Origin of the sequence: [Scytonema hofmanni] UTEX 2349 (assembly GCF_000582685.1) — a bacterium.
In the GTDB taxonomy this organism is placed as follows: Bacteria; Cyanobacteriota; Cyanobacteriia; order Cyanobacteriales; family Nostocaceae; genus Hassallia; species Hassallia hofmanni.
This window is the reverse complement of record NZ_KK073768.1, coordinates 795,567-810,716: the sequence shown is the minus strand read 5'-3', so window position 1 is coordinate 810,716 and position 15,150 is coordinate 795,567. Positions and strand designations below refer to the sequence as shown.

The 15,150-nt window shown below is 43.0% G+C and carries 12 protein-coding genes; 8 read left to right on the top strand and 4 right to left on the bottom strand.

Features of this window, described 5'->3' with window-relative positions; genetic code table 11:
* Positions 1 to 245: 245 nt before the first annotated feature.
* The 5 genes from TOL9009_RS0108555 (at position 246) to rnhA (ending at position 7,421) form a co-directional block, all read left to right on the top strand.
* Positions 246 to 1,235 (top strand): DUF1517 domain-containing protein, encoded by a 990-nt coding sequence (locus tag TOL9009_RS0108555; protein WP_029632434.1) that lies wholly within the window; start codon positions 246 to 248, stop codon positions 1,233 to 1,235.
* A 588-nt stretch (positions 1,236 to 1,823) separates the two neighbouring features.
* Positions 1,824 to 4,586, top strand: coding sequence for a CHAT domain-containing protein (locus TOL9009_RS49155; protein ID WP_260675867.1), 2,763 nt, complete (start codon positions 1,824 to 1,826; stop codon positions 4,584 to 4,586).
* Complete coding sequence (locus tag TOL9009_RS0108545; protein WP_242055276.1) at positions 4,574 to 4,981, top strand: hypothetical protein; 408 nt, start codon at positions 4,574 to 4,576, stop codon at positions 4,979 to 4,981. Before TOL9009_RS49155 ends, TOL9009_RS0108545 begins: the two co-directional genes overlap by 13 nt.
* Positions 4,982 to 5,095: 114 nt before the next feature.
* On the top strand, positions 5,096 to 6,466 hold the full coding sequence (locus TOL9009_RS0108540) for a hypothetical protein (protein ID WP_029632432.1): 1,371 nt from the start codon (positions 5,096 to 5,098) through the stop codon (positions 6,464 to 6,466).
* Between the two features lie 43 nt (positions 6,467 to 6,509).
* On the top strand, positions 6,510 to 7,421 hold the full coding sequence (gene rnhA / locus TOL9009_RS0108535) for a ribonuclease HI (RefSeq protein ID WP_029632431.1): 912 nt from the start codon (positions 6,510 to 6,512) through the stop codon (positions 7,419 to 7,421).
* A gap of 98 nt (positions 7,422 to 7,519) precedes the next feature.
* Here rnhA and cruG read toward each other — a convergent pair whose 3' ends face one another.
* On the bottom strand, positions 7,520 to 8,692 hold the full coding sequence (gene cruG, locus TOL9009_RS0108530; protein WP_029632430.1) for a 2'-O-glycosyltransferase CruG: 1,173 nt from the start codon (positions 8,690 to 8,692) through the stop codon (positions 7,520 to 7,522).
* Positions 8,693 to 8,720: 28 nt separating this feature from the next.
* On the opposite strand from cruG, the gene TOL9009_RS47045 reads away from it, so the two are divergent.
* Positions 8,721 to 8,891: a hypothetical protein gene (locus tag TOL9009_RS47045; RefSeq protein ID WP_186227708.1), complete on the top strand. Its 171-nt coding sequence runs from the start codon at positions 8,721 to 8,723 to the stop codon at positions 8,889 to 8,891.
* Here TOL9009_RS47045 and cruF read toward each other — a convergent pair.
* Together cruF and TOL9009_RS49145 are read right to left on the bottom strand one after the other, a co-directional pair.
* Positions 8,858 to 9,763 carry a gamma-carotene 1'-hydroxylase CruF gene (gene cruF / locus TOL9009_RS0108525; RefSeq protein WP_029632429.1) on the bottom strand — a complete coding sequence of 302 codons (906 nt, stop codon included), beginning with the start codon at positions 9,761 to 9,763 and terminating at the stop codon, positions 8,858 to 8,860. The genes TOL9009_RS47045 and cruF overlap by 34 nt on opposite strands.
* Before the next feature lie 772 nt (positions 9,764 to 10,535).
* Positions 10,536 to 10,670 carry a histidine kinase gene (locus TOL9009_RS49145; RefSeq protein ID WP_144238183.1) on the bottom strand — a complete coding sequence of 45 codons (135 nt, stop codon included), beginning with the start codon at positions 10,668 to 10,670 and terminating at the stop codon, positions 10,536 to 10,538.
* A 517-nt stretch (positions 10,671 to 11,187) separates the two neighbouring features.
* On the opposite strand from TOL9009_RS49145, the gene TOL9009_RS0108515 reads away from it, so the two are divergent.
* The gene (locus TOL9009_RS0108515; RefSeq protein WP_029632427.1) at positions 11,188 to 12,903 is read left to right on the top strand and encodes a diflavin flavoprotein; all 1,716 of its coding nucleotides are present in this window, start codon (positions 11,188 to 11,190) and stop codon (positions 12,901 to 12,903) included.
* Here the strand turns inward: TOL9009_RS0108515 and TOL9009_RS45370 are convergent.
* Positions 12,900 to 13,046 (bottom strand): histidine kinase, encoded by a 147-nt coding sequence (locus TOL9009_RS45370; RefSeq protein WP_144238182.1) that lies wholly within the window; start codon positions 13,044 to 13,046, stop codon positions 12,900 to 12,902. The genes TOL9009_RS0108515 and TOL9009_RS45370 overlap by 4 nt on opposite strands.
* Positions 13,047 to 13,098: 52 nt before the next feature.
* On the opposite strand from TOL9009_RS45370, the gene TOL9009_RS0108505 reads away from it, so the two are divergent.
* Positions 13,099 to 14,811 carry a diflavin flavoprotein gene (locus tag TOL9009_RS0108505; protein ID WP_029632426.1) on the top strand — a complete coding sequence of 571 codons (1,713 nt, stop codon included), beginning with the start codon at positions 13,099 to 13,101 and terminating at the stop codon, positions 14,809 to 14,811.
* The last annotated feature ends 339 nt before the right edge of the window (positions 14,812 to 15,150 follow it).

The window sequence follows — 15,150 nt, the reverse complement described above, 5'->3', positions numbered from 1 at the left end:
ATTTAAATGCGCCCCGTCAGGTCAGGGAGTATCAACAGGTACGGTTATCTACTCCAGAAATCCCCCCTGCGATCGCGGCACGCCGAGAATAAGAAGCGGTAAATTAAAGGTATAGCGATAGATGAATCTTACACAGAGCTAGTAAATATCAAAAACTGAGCTCGGTATGGTAGGAGTGTCATCTATGCACAAGCTCCTACCAGTACTAGGAGAAATCATAATAACCTTTTTCAAGTGTCTGTGTTATGCGTAAACAACTACAACAAGCCATCAAACCGCTATTAAAAACTTTGTTTGTCCTCAGCCTAGTGTTTACTTTGGCACTGAGTCAAGCTGATGGGGCATTAGCCGCCCGCAGTGGTGGTAGAATCGGCGGAGGCTCATTCAGAGCGCCTTCTAGCCGCACCTATTCGCCTCCTGGCGGTGGATATGGCGGTGGCTACGGCGGTGGCTACGGTGGCGGATATTACCCTGGTGGTGGTGGATTTGGGTTTCCTTTCTTGATTCCCTTCTTTGGCTTTGGGGGAGGATTTGGTGGTTTGTTTACCATCTTAATTTTCTTGGCGATCGGTAACTTCATGATGCAAGCCTTCCGTCGCGCTACCGGTGGAGAAACCACAGACGATACAGATTACAGCAACAACTCTAATGTTTCTGTGACTCGTCTACAAGTAGCTATGTTGGCACAAGCTCGTGAACTTCAAACCGAACTTAACCACATTGCCGAAACCGCTGACACCAACTCCCCAGAAGGTAGAGCCGAAATTTTGCAAGAAGCCAGCCTCGCTTTGCTACGCCATCCCGAATACTGGGTATATGCAGGTGGTAGTACAGAGCAAGCGCGTTTAAATTCAGCTGAAGCTCAGTTTAACCGTTTAACACTAGCAGAACGCAGCAAATTTAGCGAAGAAACTCTTTCTAATGTCAACAACCAGCTAAAAGAAGCCACTCCTAAAAATGCTTTACCTGGTACTGATGTTGACAACCCAACCGACCTATTTACCCAAGGTCCTGGAGAATACATTATTGTCACTCTATTAGCGGCAACACTGGGTAAATTCCAAATCCCAGCAGTCAATAACGTTGAAGAATTGCGTCAAGCTTTGCGTCAAATTGGTAGTATCCCCAGCGATAAACTTCTGGCAATTGAAGTTCTCTGGACTCCCCAAGCTGAAGGTGACACTCTTACCTCTGATGATTTATTAGCAGAATACGCCGATCTGAAATTGGTTTAAATCAAATTTCTTGCCCTCACCCTTCTAGGGCTTGTCATTACCAACATATTTTAAAACCCTCGTTCTTCCCGCTATCTCGCCTTAGAATAAATTCTAAGGCTAATAGCACAAGTCCATTAAAATGGACTGAAATCTTTATTTAGTCTTATGAAGAGGACTTTAGCTGTTAGACAACGGTTTATAACCGTTGACGGGATAAGGGTTTTACGAGATAAATAAATGTTGGTAATGACAAGGACTTCTAGTCTGAGGGCGATCCGCCAAAAAAAGTCTTGCGATTGCTTGTCTGCGACACGCTCCGCGAACGCTTCATTTCATTACGATCGCAATATAGCACTTCTCGTTTGAATCAAATACAGATTTATCTGCGTCCATCTGCGTTCATCTGCGTTTCCTTAATTCTTTGATGTATTGCACCCAACTGAGAAGCGCTATAGTAAATATTTTTGTCCACCTACTTATTGCTTTTGCACAAGGATCGCATCCCGCCGCAGTCTCAGTGAAATTGCTAAAATATAGAACTAAAGCAATACAAGGTTGCGGCAGATGCTCAGGCGGAAAAAATTCAATAAGTTCAAGCATCAATCAGTGAAACCCTCAACCCATCAAGGGTTTAGCAAAGAAGTAGGACCAGGTAAATTAGAGAAACGAGACGCACAAACATGGGCTGAATTGGGATGTCAAAAATGTCAAGCAGGCAACTATACAGTTGCTCTTGATTTCTGCAAGGGTGCTATTGAAATAGATGCTAACAACTATTTAGCTTGGTTTAACCAAGGTTGTGTGCTTAATAAGTTAGGAGAATTTGAAGAAGCGATCGCATCCTGCGACAAAGCCATAGAAATTCAACCTGATAAACACGAAGCTTGGAATAGCCGGGGTATTGTGTTGGTAAACTTAGGGCGAAATGAAGAAGCGATCGCATCTTGGGGCAAAGCGATAGAAATTAAACCTAATCATCACCAAACTTGGAACAACCGAGGTAATGCGCTGTCAAACTTAGGGCAATTTGAAGAAGCGATCGCTTCCTACCACAAAGCCATAGAAATTAAACCAGACTTTGACTTCGCTTGGTGCAATCGGGGTGCGGCATTGGAAAAGTTAGCACGATTTAAAGAAGCGATCGCTTCCTACGACAAAGCCATAGAAATCAAACCTAATTATCACGAAGCTTGGCATAACCGGGGTCTTGCGCTGGATAACTTAGGGCAATTTGAAAAAGCGATCGCATCCTACGACAAAGCAGTGAAAATTAAACCAGACTACTACGAGGCTTGGTGCAGTCGGGGTAATGCGCTGTTTAATTTAGGGTGGTACGAAAAAGCGATCACATCCTACGACAAAACCATAGAAATCAAAAAAGACTACTACAATGCTTGGTGTAACCGTGGCATTACGACAGCCATCATTTCAGTGACTTGTAATCAACAGATGGCTTCCTTGAGTGCGATCGCCAGACAAAATCCCAATCTCAACCAGCGCGACTATGAGGGAGGATTGGTAAGCTATGAGGAAGGGTTGAAGTATTGCCAGCAAGACACGCACCCAGAAGGATGGGGCTTGTTGCATCAGGCAATAGGTAATGCTCATTACTTCCGAGGGCGAAGAGATTCTTACCCCCGCACCTATTGGTATAAAGCTGTTATAAGCTACAATGAGGCGCTGAAAACTCTCACAGAAGCAGATTTTCCGGAGTTGCATCTAGAGGTTTTGCGAGACTTAATTCGCGTCTACTTGGATTTGCGGGAAACCGCGAAAGTTGAAGAACTCCAGCGACGCGGTACAGATTTTTTACGTCGCTTGCTGAGTGAAGCAAATCGCTCTGATAAAAGTAAAAAACAACTGGCTTTGAAGTTTGCAGGCTTTCAGCAGTTGACTGTTGATTTAGCGGTGCAGTCTGGGAATCTGGTGCAAGCACTTGAATTAGCAGAACAAGGCAAAAATGCCTGTTTAAGTTGGCTTTTGTCTGCGTGGAATGATGAAATTTCCTCACCCAGTTACTCAGAAATGCAACAGTTGCTTAATCCTACAACTGCTGTTGTTTACTGGCATATTAGCCCTTACGCTTTACACACTTTCATCCTCAAACACAACGCACCATCACCCATCGTCTTGGGAGAAACCCAAAAAACCGGGTTTTTTGAAGAAGTCGGGGTTCTCAGCCAAACGCAACGCTTGCGCGAGTTTGAAGACTGGGTGAAAAAGTGGAATGAAGAATACGCCAATTATCGCAAAGGCAAAGATAAGCAAATATGGAACCTAACCCCCCAATCCCTTAAGGTGCAAGGGAAGGGGGAGGAATCAAAGCCTCTCTCCTCTCTTCGAGACGCTGCGCGAATGCAGGAGAGAGGTTTGGAGAGAGGTTCTAATTGGCGCGAAAATTTACCCGAAATGCTTCGCCAACTGGGTAATATTCTTGATATTGCTGCTATTTTGACGGCAATTCACAACCAATCAATCCAAAATCTCATTTTAGTTCCTCATCGCGATTTACACCGCTTTCCTCTCCATGCGCTGTTTTGCGATGATTTCACCATCACTTATCTACCCAGCGCTCAAATTGGCTTAACCTTACAACAGACGCGATTAATCGCGTCTCTACAACAGACGGCATTAATCGCGTCTTTACAACTTCTTAGCGTGGAACATCCTAACAGCAGGGGTTATCCGTCGTTGGATTTTGCCCAAATTGAATCGGAAGCGATAAACCGGATGTTCGCAAAACCCACTCGTCTTTCTTCTGAAAAAGCGACAAAAGAAGCGTTAATAACTGCTTTGTCGGAAAAATATAGTATTTTCCACTTTACAGGACATGGCGAATACAATTTTCACAATCCGGCTTTATCGCACTTGGCTTTAGCGGGTGAAGATAAACTGACTGTCACCGATATTTGCAACTTTGATTTGAGAAGTTACAAACTCGTGAGTCTTGCAGCTTGCGAAACTGCGATCGCAGGTAATCATACCATCACCACCGAATATGTGGGGCTTGTCAGTGGCTTTATGAGTTGCGGTGTGGCGCATGTCCTCAGTACACTGTGGACTGTAGAATCAGCCGCTAACGCTTTAGTGATGATTCAATTTTACCAATTGCTGCAACAAGAAAAATCTGAGATTGTAGCTTTGGCTAAAGCTACTCAATGGTTGCGAAATGTCACAAATGCACAACTTGCAGAATGGTATGCAGCCAAAATCGCCCAACTTCCTGAACATAAAGGTTTAGTTTACAACTTCTTTTCACGCCATTTAAATTATAGTAAGAATACAAACGAACCAAATAATAAACCTTATAATCATCCTTATTTCTGGGCAGCTTTTACAATTACTGGAAATTTATCATGCAACCTTTAGAAGCCTCGGAACTCAAAGCTTTTCTTTTGGCACTTTACCAGCTTGATGCACCTTTGCCAGATGCTGTGCAAGCGCAGGTAAATAATATTAACATTCCGGCAGATATTGACAAACTGTATGACATTGCCATAAGTTATCCCCCGCTTGCAACTTACTACGAACAGGTTCACGAATTTTTGAACGCAAATAGCCAAATCCGGAGTAGAGGACCTTTACCAGCTAAAATTAATCATGCTGCGGAACAACAAAGTACAGAAATTAACAATATTCTTGTTGCCGTTGAAATCGAAGATGAAAAGTTAACTGAAATCTCTCAACCCATTTTGAAGGCTGCTGACTCTGTAAGTAAAGCGAAAGAGATTTGGACAAACATTAAGCGATTCCTACATTCATGAGGTACAGAAAGAATTAACCGCAGATGAAGATAGATAAACGCCGATGGACGCAGATAAATTTGTACCTCAGCAGATTAGGAAACGCTATATTCGTTCTTTACAAAAGCCTATGCCATGAATGTAGAGTATAACCTCATTTATCCAACTGTTGATTTATTTGTCTACGATTTGCAAGAAGGTTTAGGACAAACAGACGAGCAAATTAACCAAAATCGTCATCATTTTTGGCGAAAAATTAAACCCGAATTAAATAAAGATTACCAAACTCTTAATTCTCAAGAACAGGGTTTACTCAAACAACTCGCTTTACTAGAAAAAGCTGAAGCCGATTATGTCGAGTTACTCGTACCCAAAAAAAAGGAACACTTTCAACCAGATTTAGAAGGCTACTACCGCGCACTGCAATTGAGTGATACTTATGCTTTACAGGTAGATTGCTCTATTATCAATGATAATAACAGTAAACCTATTAGCCGCTTCCAAGATATTAAAAAAAATATAGAATCTCGCATAGATAACCAGCCAGGAAAACTCGGTCAAACCTGGTTTGTTTGGGGACAGTTGTCAAAAATTTATAACGATGAAGAAATTCAAGCGATCGCGCAAGAATGCTATAAACAAATAAACCCCAATTCTCAAAGTAAAATAGACTTCAAAAAGCAAGGTAATTTCTTAGGTGCAACTGCATTTGAAGTTTGGGAACAGCCTAATGCTTTGGTTAATGAAAATAGCTTTCATGTATTAATATGTTTATTTCCAGCACAGCGATCGCTTGACGATATTACCAAAAACATCGCCAATATATACTTCGATTTAAACCGTCTATTTTGCTATCGCCATAAAATTATTTGGGCTTATCACCAAAGCCGTAAATTGAAAAGCAAACTCAAAAAAGATTTTCATGAAGTGCAACAAATAGTCAAAAAAGTCAGTGAATTAGGACAACAAATAAACGCAGGTAAACTTAATCTTCAAGAATTACAAGAAACCCTAACTGACACCTTGACAATTTTATCACACTATGAAATAGATTTAAGCTACCTTGATGACCAAGGACGCACAATAGAAGTTAATCTGAATAATTACAAAAAGCGGTTAGAGAAGATTTCCAAAGAAAATAGCAACAATCAGCTACAATTTTTGCAAGAATTTAGCGAATTTAGTGCTGAAAAATATCTCCAACAAGTAAAGACAGATTATATTAACCTCAGCCCAGGTTTAACCCTGCTGCAAAATTTAATTAGTACAATTCAAGGTACAATTGACATCTACCAAGCAAAGAGCGATCGCCACCTAGAAGAATTCATCGGCATCGCAGGTGTAGGACTAGCAACCAGCCAAATAGGATCTGCCGTCATCCTAGCCGAAATACCCAAAAATCAAAACCCTCTAACTTATCAAATCCAAATCTTTACCTTGAGTTTGTTTATAGGGTTGATTTTTGCCGCGCTAACGTATATATTGCTTCGCAGCCGTCGTCGCTAAATTCCTCTCTTACTCTGCGCCTCTGCGGTTCGATATTATAATTATGTCAATTCAACGCACAATTCAAAGTATATATACTGATGGCGCTTGCACCGGCAACCCAGGTCCAGGTGGTTGGGGTGTAGTCGTCTATTTTACCGATGGCTCAATTTATGAAATGGGCGATCGCTCTCCCCATACCACCAATAATAAAATGGAAATGCAAGCAGCGATCGCCGCTCTAGAATTCCTAGAAGAATCTGGGCAAAAAGAACCCGTTCCCCTTTATACCGATAGCGAATACCTCATCAACTGCGTTACCAAGTGGGTTAAAGGTTGGAAAAAGAAAGGCTGGAAAAAAGCCGATGGCAACCCTGTCCAAAATCAAGACCTTTTGGAACAACTAGATGAACTCAACAGTCGTAAAGTAAAATGGGAACACGTTCGCGGTCACTCTGGTAACATAGGTAACGAACGCTGTGATGTAATTGCTCGTGCCTACGCTAGTGGCAAAACCCCATCCCTCAAACAACTGGCTTCCACTCATTCTCACCAATCCTTAACGCAAACAAGCGAGATAAATGTAGCAAAAGTATCTGATTGTGAGACAAACTCGACAATAATTAACAAAAGCAAACAAGAAATCAGTATTGCAACAGATACAACAATTATGGAGCCGTCTACATCGACAACAATCGAAGAAAAACCACCAGAGATGAGGGTGGGGCATCTCCGCAACTTGCTTGAAACTCTACACATCGCTGACGAAATAGCCACAAAAGGCTACTTAATCACCAGTTCCGAACTAGCAGATTTAATGGATGTTCATGCCAGCGCTGTCACCAGTCGAGGAGATCAATGGCGCTGGCGCAACTGGATTGTCTCACGGGTACGACGAGAAGGCAATCAAATTCTCTGGGAATTGGAAAGAGGCGATCGCGTGGGGAGCGAAGATGATGCAGCGATCGGGGGATGAGGGAGATGGGGAGATGGGGAAAGAAGAATTACTCTCCTTGTCCCCCACTTTTGTACAGACGCGATTAATCGCGTCTCTACTCCCCACTCCCCCACTCGTCACTCACCACTATACTTCCGTCCCCTCCACTCGCGGGGTGTGCGGAATGCAGATAAGAAAATTCGCAGCACTGCTAAGGGATCGGCTAAAGGGGAAAGCCAGAATAACCAGCCACCATTAGCACTTTTGCGATCGTAAGAAGGTGCGATCGCCAATAATAAAGCAAAGCGAATCACCAGCAGAAATACATTCAAACCCAGTAGAGACGCGATTAATCGCGTCTGTACAAAAATGGAAAGAAAGAGGTAAGTAAGGACTACAAAAATAGGTAAACCCTGGACTGCAAAAAGTAACCATAAATCCCCCCACAACTGAGCGCGGGAAGATGCATCTTTCAAATCAAGACTTCTCCCCCATTCCTTCCACGTCTCCAGCGCTCCCTCATACATCCGCACCTTTAGCACCTTCGCACCATCCAAAAAGCCCACCTTAAAGCCTTGAGCGGCGATATTCCGAGCTAAAGTCACATCATCACAAAAAGAACCTCCAGCACTGCTATAGCCATCCACAGCCGCTAAAACTCGCCGACGACATAAAAAGCATTGTCCATTTGCCATTACTCGTTCTGGTTGCTTGGTATTCACACCAGCCGGATCAAATCGGTAAAGCAAAGTCATCAACAATGCCGGTTGTAACCAGCATTCCCCTGGATATTTCAGAATAAACTGAGGCGAAAGCGAAACCAAGTCATATTTTTCAGCTTCTGCTGTCTTCACTAAACCAGCAATCAAACCGGGATCGGGCTGAGTGTCAGCATCCATCCCCAAAAACCACTCACTAGCCTCTGAACTATGCAAAAAGCCATTATGCAACGCCCAAGGACGCCCCACCCAACCAGGGGGCAAGGGATCATCCGTCATCAGGCGAAAACGGGGATCTTGTTGAATAGCCAATTTTACCAAGTCGGGAGTGCCATCTTGGGACTTACTGTCTACAACAATAATTTCCCGAAGTTCGTAACTTTGTCGGCTTAAACATTCCAACAAAGGGCTAATGCGAAGAGCTTCATTTAGTGTGGGGACGACTACGCTGACACTACCCAAAAGCTCTGGTGTTGGTTGTTGTGGTTCAATGGGGGGATGGCGCCCCGGTCCTTTCAGCAGACGCGAGAGCAAAATCGCTGTTGCCGGTACTTGGATAAGTAGCAAAAATAGCGTTAAATAATTCAAAATTCTCTCATTCAAGAATGGGCAATGGGCATTGGGTAATGGGGCAATGGGCTTTTTGAAGAGGGGAAAAGGGGAAAGGGAAAAGGGGAAAGGGGAAAGAATTATTACCAATGCCCCATGCCCGATGCCTCATGCGCTATGCCCTATGCCCCACTTTTCGGAAAATGCTTATTTCAAAGCAACTTTGACAGGAGCCACTTGAATTTCTGCCTTTGTTTCAATGGCTGGTTGTGGGGGTGTATTTGCAGTTCTCCACCACAGAGTTACAGCTGGAATTACACCAGCAAAAAAGCCTAGTAAAACTGGAATCGCAAACCCAGATCCTAAGCTGAGTCCGGCAGCGAAGACAAAATTGCTGATATAAACGATTAAAGGAACGTTGAGTTGCGATCGCTCTAATTTTATCGACGCATTTCTCCACAACAGTGCTGCTACAGTCATGAATAAAGCACTTGTACCAAACCAACCTGCATAGTTTCCGTAAGGTGTCCCAAAGAAAGCTCCTGGTTTTTCCCAATACCAAAACGGAAAAGTGGTTTGACTCATACCTGGCTCTAAAGCAAAGTCCCAGCAGGTAAATAACAAAGCACCTAAGGCTATAGCAGCAATGTGACGCCCTAAACTTGGTTTTTCGGCTACTTGCAAACCGGCTCTGGCGATTAAATACGCCGAAAGACCAACATAAAACCAGGATATAGGAATTGTAAACGGTACTAAACCTGCTATTTTATAGCCCAACCCACTTAAGTAGCTATAATCACCAAATGGAAAGCCTGTGCTAGTTCCCAGCAGTTCACTTCCTACAGAGATCAACACAGATGGCAGCATGAATGCTAACCAGTTTCGCAATCCCAAAACTCGATACGCATAAATACTGACGGCTACTGTACCTAATATAATATCAACTACACCCCCGTTAGCCATACTTGACTGCATCGCAGTCTCTCCAACAGTGCCTAAATTCAGAATTACTTCGGCATTAGGTATGACTAGTAGTATACCAACGAGTCCAAAAATCTTGGATAAAATATGACCGATGAGGCATACGCGCTCAACAATAACAAGTTGTCTCATGAGAATTCCTTAACAAGACGTGACACGCGGCTACGATCGCTGCTAATAGTTTACAAATGTTTAAGAACATATTTTACTAATTTGAGCGATAATTCTCTCTAAACTTGTTTGTCTTTCTTTGAAAAAGCATAGAATCCTATTGATTGAAGGGAAAACTCAATCATTTGTTAAAGTTATAGTTTAAATCATTACTGATACTGATGTTTGATTCATGAACTGGCATAAAAGTCAAGTAAATTAGCTGAAAACATTTGCTTGCAGCAGAACAGATAGTTGTGGAATAATGGCTTGATATGGTAATGGGAAATCAACCGATGTCAATGTATGAAAAGTTTTCCTTGGGTTTCCCTAATGTTAGTAGTGCTTGCCTACGCTAGCTTGGGCTGGTTGATATCCCAAGCACATTCACCTTGGTATATTTGGTTGACAGCAGTCATAGCTATCTTGTTTTTGCTATCAGCCTTGACAACTCCGTGGTTGAAGATGGCAGACTATTCTATTCTCTTTTTTAAATCGGATACTAGAACTTTAGCTTTTTCCATTTTAGCTGCTTTCTTGTTCTTTCTGATGCTCGCCTGGTTTAAAGTATTTCTTGATACCCTAGTAATCATTTCGGCGAACATATTATTAAAAATAGACGTTCAAAGATTTGGTTTAGGAGAACGGCAAAGCTTTTTAATTACAAGTATCTTTTCATTCACAGGTTTAGTTTTGGGTGCATTGATGCAGATGGCATTTTCACATAATTTAAGTCGCCATTTTTTCTGAATATTCAAAATTGGGCATTGGGCATTGGGCATTGGGCATTGGGCATTGGGCATTGGGCATTGGGCATTGGGCATTGGGCATTGGGCATTGGGCATTGGGCATTGGAAATTTTTTCTTCTCCCCTTGTCTCAATGCCCATTATTCAATTTAGGATTCAAAGGGGGTAGGGTGTGGGGGGTAGGGTGTGGGGAACCCACGTTTTAAAACGTGGGATTGTAACAAGGACACTGTTTTTAGGAGCGCTTTGCGTCTCGAAAAACATCTTTTTTTAAACTGAGCTTTAAACTCAGAACGCGCATTTGTTATTTAAACCCCTACACCCGAAACCTGCAACCCCACACCCTGTTTTTTGTAAATATTTAGATTTAACTTTTGAATCCTAAATTACAAAAGAATTTTTATTATATATGCCTTCTATCACAATGTTTCAGTTGATAAAAATGGAAGATAAGTTTGCATATTAGATACAAAATGACGATCAGGAGTTTATGCTTTTTGTGATGAAAATATTATCGTCAAAAAAGTATGCTGAAAAAGAGCAATATTTGCTACTTTTAGAATTACATAATTTATGCTTTTTATTACAACTTTAAAAAAAATTTACATGCAAAATAAAAACAGAGAAAAATACTGATATTTGCGTTCGGAGACGAATAATGGTAGCGATCGCAGAGAATGCCCAAAAAAGGCTAACAATACAAACTGTAGAAATTGCCCCGGATACGACAGCGATTCGTTCTCTTGATTGGGACCGCGATCGCTTCGACATCGAATTCGGTTTGCAAAACGGTACAACCTACAACTCATATCTAATTCGCGGTGAGCAAACCGCATTAGTTGATACTTCCCACCGGAAGTTTGAGCAACTGTATTTAGACACGCTTAAAGGTATAATCAACCCCAAGGCTATTGATTATATCATAATCAGCCACACAGAGCCAGACCACAGCGGCTTGGTGGAAGAAGTTTTGCAATTAGCGCCCAGAGCAACCGTCTTGGGTTCAAAAATTGCCCTACAATTTCTGGAAGGCTTAGTACACGAGCCATTTTCCAAGCGAATTGTGAAAAGTGGCGATCGCATTGACTTAGGCAAGGGACACGTCATAGAATTCGTGAGTGCGCCTAACTTGCACTGGCCCGACACAATATTTAGCTTTGATCGCAAAACCCAAACTCTCTTCACCTGTGATGCTTTTGGGATGCACTTTTGCGACGAGCGTACCTTTGACGAAGACTTAGAAGCAATAGAAGCTGACTTTCGATTTTACTACGATTGCTTGATGGGTCCCAACGCTCGCTCTTTGTTAAATGCAATGAAGAGAATGGGCGAACTTGGCAAAATCAACATCATCGCCAACGGTCACGGACCCTTACTGCACCACAACCTTGATTTTCTCACAGAACGCTACCATAGTTGGAGCCAAATCCAAGCAGAAGCGCAAACAACCGTAGCTTTATTTTACGTTTCAGACTACGGCTACAGCGATCGCCTCGCCATGTCGATTAATGAAGGAATCCAAAAAACTGGGGTAGCCGTCGAAATGATGGACTTAACCAGTGCGGAAATCCAAGAAATTCAAGAATTGGCAGGTAGGGCAGCTGGTATAATTATCGGAATGCCGCCAACCGCAGCCGTTGCAGCTCAAGCGGCAATTAATTCGCTTTTAGTTGTCGCCAACAACAAGCAAAAAGTCGGCTTATTTGAATCTTACGGTGGGGATGACGAACCGATTGACACCCTCCGCAGAAAATTCATCGATTTGAGTGTTAAAGAAGCCTTCCCCGCAATTCGGATTAAAGGTGAACCCACCGCAGCTACCTACCAATTGTGTGAAGAAGCGGGTACAGACTTGGGACAATTGTTGATGCGGGAACGCAACATCAAGCAGATTAAATCTCTTGATGTCAACATGGAAAAAGCCCTCGGACGCATTAGCAGCGGATTGTATATTCTCACCGCTAAAAAAGGTGATGTCAGCAGTGCAATGCTGGCATCTTGGGTAGCGCAAGCGAGTTTGCAACCATTAGGATTTACAATTGCCGTTGCCAAAGATAGAGCAATGGAATCATTATTGCAAATAGGCGATCGCTTCGTCCTCAATGCCTTAGAAGAAGGAAATTATCAAGAACTGAAAAAGCACTTCCTCAAGCGTCTACCTCCTGGTGCTGACCGATTTGCTGGCATTAAAACCCAAAATGCGAAAAACGGCTCTCCCATTCTCGCAGATGCCTTAGCATACATGGAATGTGAAGTCACCGACAGCATGGAATGCAGCGACCACTGGATTCTTTATTGCACCGTCCAAGAAGGTCGTGTTTCCAAAGATGGACTCACCGCAGTTCGTCACCGCAAAGTAGGTAATTACTACTAAATCGGGAATGGGGCATGGGGCATTGGGCATTGGGCATGGGGCATTGGGCATTGGGCATGGGGCATTGGTAATAATTCTTTCCCCTTTCCCCTTTTCCCTTTTCCCTTTCCCCTTTTCCCCTCTTCAAAATGCCCATTGCCCAATGCCCATTGCCCATTGCCCATTTCAAGCTATCTCACCCTTCACTCCACACCTATGAGCGATTCCAAACCCCGTGACGTTCAGGTTTTACCGATCGCCACAAATACTACAGTAATGAGAGCGCGTAGCTGGTCGCGTCTGCGGTTTGAAATTGAATATGCATTGGAAAGAGGTACAACTTCCAATTGCTATTTAATTGAAGGTGATAAAACTGCACTTATCGATCCACCGGCAGAAACCTTCACTGACATTTTTCTGGAAGGATTGCAGCATTCTTTCGACTTTAAAAAGTTGGATTATGTCATTTTAGGTCACTTTAGTCCTAACCGGATCGCCACCTTCAAAGCGCTCCTAGAACTTGCACCGCAAATCACCTTTGTCTGTTCGTTACCAGCAGCTGGAGATTTGCGTACTACTTTCCCAGACCGAGATTTAAAAATCATCGTTATGCGCGGGAAAGAAACTTTAGATTTAGGTAAGGGTCATGTTTTAAAATTTGTTCCTACACCGAGTCCCAGATGGCCCGCCGGTCTTTGTACCTACGACCAACAAACGCAAATTCTCTACACAGATAAGTTATTTGCAACTCATATCTGTGGGGAGCAAGTTTTTGATGAAAACCGCGAAGCTTTAAAAGAAGATCAGCGGTATTATTATGACTGTTTGATGGCGCCTCATGCAACTCACGTACAAGCAGTTTTGGAGAAACTATCAGAACTGCAAGTGAGAATGATTGCCACCGGTCACGGACCTTTGGTACGTTACGGTGTTGTGGAGTTGATCCATTCTTATGAAGAATGGAGTCATTCGCAAACGAATCGGGAGATAACAGTTGCTTTATTGTATGCTTCAGCTTATGGCAATACAGCAACTTTAGCCCAAGCGATCGCTCTCGGATTAACTAAAGGTGGTGTCGCGGTACAATCAATTAACTGCGAATTTGCCGAACCTGATGAAATTCGCGCTGCTGTGGAAAAGGCAGATGGTTTTATTATCGGTTCTCCTACCCTTGGTGGACATGCACCCACCCCAGTGCAAACAGCTTTAGGTCTTGTCCTCGGTGTAGGTGATAACACCAAACTCGCCGGTGTCTTTGGTTCCTATGGCTGGAGTGGCGAAGCATTTGATTTAATAGAAGGCAAACTCCGCGATGCTGGATATCGGTTTGGGTTTGAAACGATGCGCGTCAAGTTCAAACCCTCGGATGTCATTCTCAAGCAGTGTGAAGAAACCGGTACAGATTTTGCCCAAACTTTGAAAAAGGCGAAAAAATTGCGTTTGCCACAACAAGCTGTAACTCCTGTGGAACAAGCCGTTGGTCGAATCGTTGGTTCGCTGTGCGTTCTGACGGCAAAGCAAGGAGAAGTCTCCACAGCGATGTTAGGTGCTTGGGTTTCCCAAGCAACCTTCAACCCACCTGGAATCACCGTTGGTATTGCTAAAGATCGAGCGATCGAATCTTTGATGTATTCTGGGGGTAAATTTGCCCTGAACATCTTAGCTGAAGGCAATCAACAAGATTTTGTCAAGCACTTCCGCAAATCTTTTGCCCCAGGTGAAGAGCGATTTTCCGGCTTCTCTACAGAAATTGCCGAAAATGGCTGTTTAGTCCTCACTGAAGCTTCAGCATATCTTGAGTGTTCTGTCAACCAACGCATGGAATGTGGCGATCACTGGGTTGTCTATGCCACCGTTGACAACGGAAAATTACTCAAACCTGATGCTGTGACTGCCGTCCACCATCGCAAATCGGGTAATCATTACTAATTACACCATGTCCGTTTAAAAAATATCTTCGTAGTAAGGACTTCAGTCCTTATCCGATCAGATGAGGACTGAAGTCCTCACTACGAACTTACCGCCTTGGCTATTGTTTAGCCAAGGCGTTTTATTGTATCGGCTCTTATCCGGATGAAGCATCAGCTTATCAGTATTTGTATATGTTTGTCTGTAATTACTTAATTCTTTGATGTATTCCACCCAATTGAAAACCACAATAATGCTTTGCCCTGGCGATATCAATACAATCAGCGCTGCTTTTGCTTGCACAGAATTAGGTAAGTCTAATAATCTACCTTATTTATTCAATATACTGCCATCATTCTT